2 protein-coding genes are annotated in these 3062 nt (G+C 68.7%); one reads left to right on the top strand and one right to left on the bottom strand.

What is annotated here, in order from left to right; genetic code table 11:
- On the bottom strand, positions 1–499 hold a 499-nt coding region (gene pilM / locus A612_RS08170), incomplete at its 3' end, for a pilus assembly protein PilM (protein WP_040436365.1).
- Positions 500–719: 220 nt separating this feature from the next.
- Here pilM and A612_RS08165 point away from each other — a divergent pair.
- The coding region (locus tag A612_RS08165; RefSeq protein WP_420891024.1) for a penicillin-binding protein 1A at positions 720–3062 on the top strand (2343 nt) is incomplete at its 3' end.

The following is a 3062-nucleotide window of genomic DNA, read 5'->3' as shown; positions in this document are numbered from 1 at the left end:
GGCCGGCCGCCTCGGCCAGGCCTTCGCGATCCTGGACCTTTTCCTTGCGGGAGGCCGCCAGCAGCACCTCGACATCGCCGGGCGCGCCCTTGGCCGGGCCGACCACGCAGAAGTCAAGGCTCACCTCGTCCAGCGAGAACGGAATGTACTGGCTTGCCTCGGACTCGACCTGCACTTCCAGCTCCTGCTCGGTCATGCCGCCCGGCAGGATGATCCGCTTGGTGATCACGGCCGAGGGCGGCAGCGCCAGGGCCGCGTTCCTGGTGCGCGTGCCGCTCTTCTTGACCGCCCGGCGCAGGGCGTCGGCCACCTCGTCGAACTTCTCGACGTTCCCGTCGCTCACCCAGCCCCGGTCGAGCTGCTCGACCACGCAGCGCTCGAGCACCAGCGTGCCTGCGCTGTCGCGCCCCAGCTCCACCAGCTTGATGCTGGAGGAGCTGATGTCCACCCCCAGCAAAGGCAGGGGCTGGCGCTTGAATAACGACCCCATTGAGACCAAGGCTCCCCCCTCGAATTATTTGTGCACAGGCGCAACCAAAGCTGACATTTGTCTTCAATCAATGCTAGCAGCAAGGGTGCGGCCCCAGCGCGCCGGCCGGGCCGATGCCGGCGCGGCGTTGTCAAAAGCAGACGCTTGCACCGGGCCGCCCCGAAGACCCGCGCCGGCACCGGCGGCGGCCGGATTTTTATAATCACCGGTTCGCCTACAGTCGCCCTCCATGACCTCGTCCGAACCCAAGCGCACCCCCGAGCCCCCCCGCCGAATGCCCGCGTGGCTGCGCTGGCCCCTGCTGGTGCTGGCCTGGCTGGCCGGGCTATGCGCAGCCGCGGCGTTGGCCGCCGTCCTGGCCGTGGCCATCGGCCTGGCGGTCGCCTACCCGAACCTCCCCGACATCTCCGAGCTGGCCGACTACCGGCCGAAGCTGCCCCTGCGCGTGTATTCCACCGAGGGCGCGCTGCTGGGCGAGTTCGGCGAGGAACGGCGCAACCTGACCCCGATCGAGGACATCCCGCCCGTCATGACGCAGGCGGTGCTGGCCATCGAGGACGCACGCTTCTTCCAGCACGGCGGGGTGGACTACAAGGGCGTGCTGCGCGCGGCGCTGGCCAACCTGGGGCGCATCAAGAGCCAGGGCGCCTCCACCATCACCATGCAGGTGGCGCGCAACGTCTATCTTTCTTCCGAAAAAACATTTACTCGGAAGATTTACGAAATATTACTGACATTCAAGCTCGAGCATTTGCTGACCAAGAACCAGATTCTCGAGATCTACATGAACCAGATTTACCTGGGCAACCGGGCCTATGGCTTTGCGGCGGCGGCCGAGACGTATTTCGGCAAGCCGCTGAAATCCATCACCGTGGCCGAGGCCGCGATGCTCGCCGGCCTGCCCAAGGCGCCCTCGGCGTACAACCCGATCAGCAACCCCAAGCGCGCCCGCGCGCGCCAGCTGCACATCATCGACCGCATGCTGGAGAACGGCTTCATCACCGCCGAGCAGGCGGCCGAGGCCCGGGAGGAGCCGATCCGGCTGCGCTCGAGCACCGACAGCACGCGCATCCACGCGCAGTACGTGGCGGAGATGGCGCGCCAGCTGATCTTCGCGCAGTACGGCCCTGAGGCCTACACGCGCGGCCTGAACGTCTACACCACGCTGAACGCCGGCGAGCAGGAGGTCGCCTACCAGGCGCTGCGCCAGGGGATCATGGATTACGAGCGGCGCCAGCACTACCGCGGACCGGAGCGGTTCCTGGACCTGCCCGACTCGCCCGCCGAGGCGGAAGAGGCCATAGACGACGCCCTGGCGGCCCACCCGGACAATGGCGACGTGCTGGCCGCGGTGGCGCTTGAGGTGTCGCCGAAGAAAATCGTCGCGGCGCGCGCCGACGGCGAGCGGCTGGAGATCACCGGCGAGGGCCTGAAGCCCGCCCAGTCGGGCCTCTCGGACAAGGCGCCGCCCAACATCCGCCTGCGCCGCGGCGCCGTGATCCGGGTGGTGCAGACCCCGAAGAAGACCTGGGAGATCACGCAGCTGCCCGAGGTGGAAGGGGCCTTCGTCGCCATCGACCCCCGCTCCGGCGCCATCCGCGCGCTGGTGGGCGGCTTCGACTTCGACAAGAACAAGTTCAACCACGTCACCCAGGCCTGGCGCCAGCCGGGCTCCGCCTTCAAGCCCTTCATCTACTCCGCGGCGCTGGAAAAAGGCTTCACGCCGGCGACGGTGATCAACGACGCGCCGCTGTTCTTCAGCGCCGGCGTGACCGGCGGCCAGCCCTGGGAGCCAAAGAACTACGACGGCAAGTACGACGGGCCGATGACGCTGCGCGCGGGCCTGGCGCGCTCCAAGAACCTGGTGTCGATCCGCATCCTGCAGGCCGTCGGCCCCAAGACGGCGCAGCAATGGGTCGCGCGTTTCGGCTTCGACGCGGACAAACACCCCGCCTACCTGCCCATGGCGCTGGGCGCCGGTTCGGTCACGCCGATGCAGATGGCCGCCGCCTATTCGGTGTTCGCCAACGGCGGCTACCGCATCAACCCCTACCTCATCACCCGGGTGACGGACCACAAGGGGCGGATCCTGTCGAACTACCAGCCGCCTGCCACGGAGGAGAACCCACGCGCCATCGACGCCCGCAATGCCTTCGTCATGGGCAGCCTGCTGCAGGAGGTCACGCGCTCGGGCACGGCCGCGCGCGCCCAGAGCACCCTCAAGCGGCCCGACCTCTACGGCAAGACCGGCACCACCAACGATGCCGTGGACGCCTGGTTCGCGGGTTTCCAGCCGACCGTGGCGGCCGTGGTCTGGATCGGCTACGACACGCCGCGCAACCTGGGCAGCCGCGAGACCGGCGGCGGGCTGAGCCTGCCCGTCTGGATCCGCTTCATGGACAAGGCCCTCAAGGGCGTCCCGGTAGCGGAGCCCCCGGTCCCTGCCGGGGTGGTGAACGTCAGCGGCGAGTGGTACTACGAAGAGTACGCGCGCAGCGGCGGCATCTCCAGCGTGGGCCTGGAGGCCGGCCTGCCGGGCGAGGAGCCGGGCCGCGGCGCGGTCGTGCCGCCG

Source organism: Melaminivora alkalimesophila (genome assembly GCF_000282995.1).
Classification (GTDB): Bacteria; Pseudomonadota; Gammaproteobacteria; order Burkholderiales; family Burkholderiaceae_C; genus Melaminivora; species Melaminivora alkalimesophila.
The sequence above is the reverse complement of the archived record's forward strand: the minus strand, read 5'-3'. Positions and strand labels throughout refer to the sequence as shown.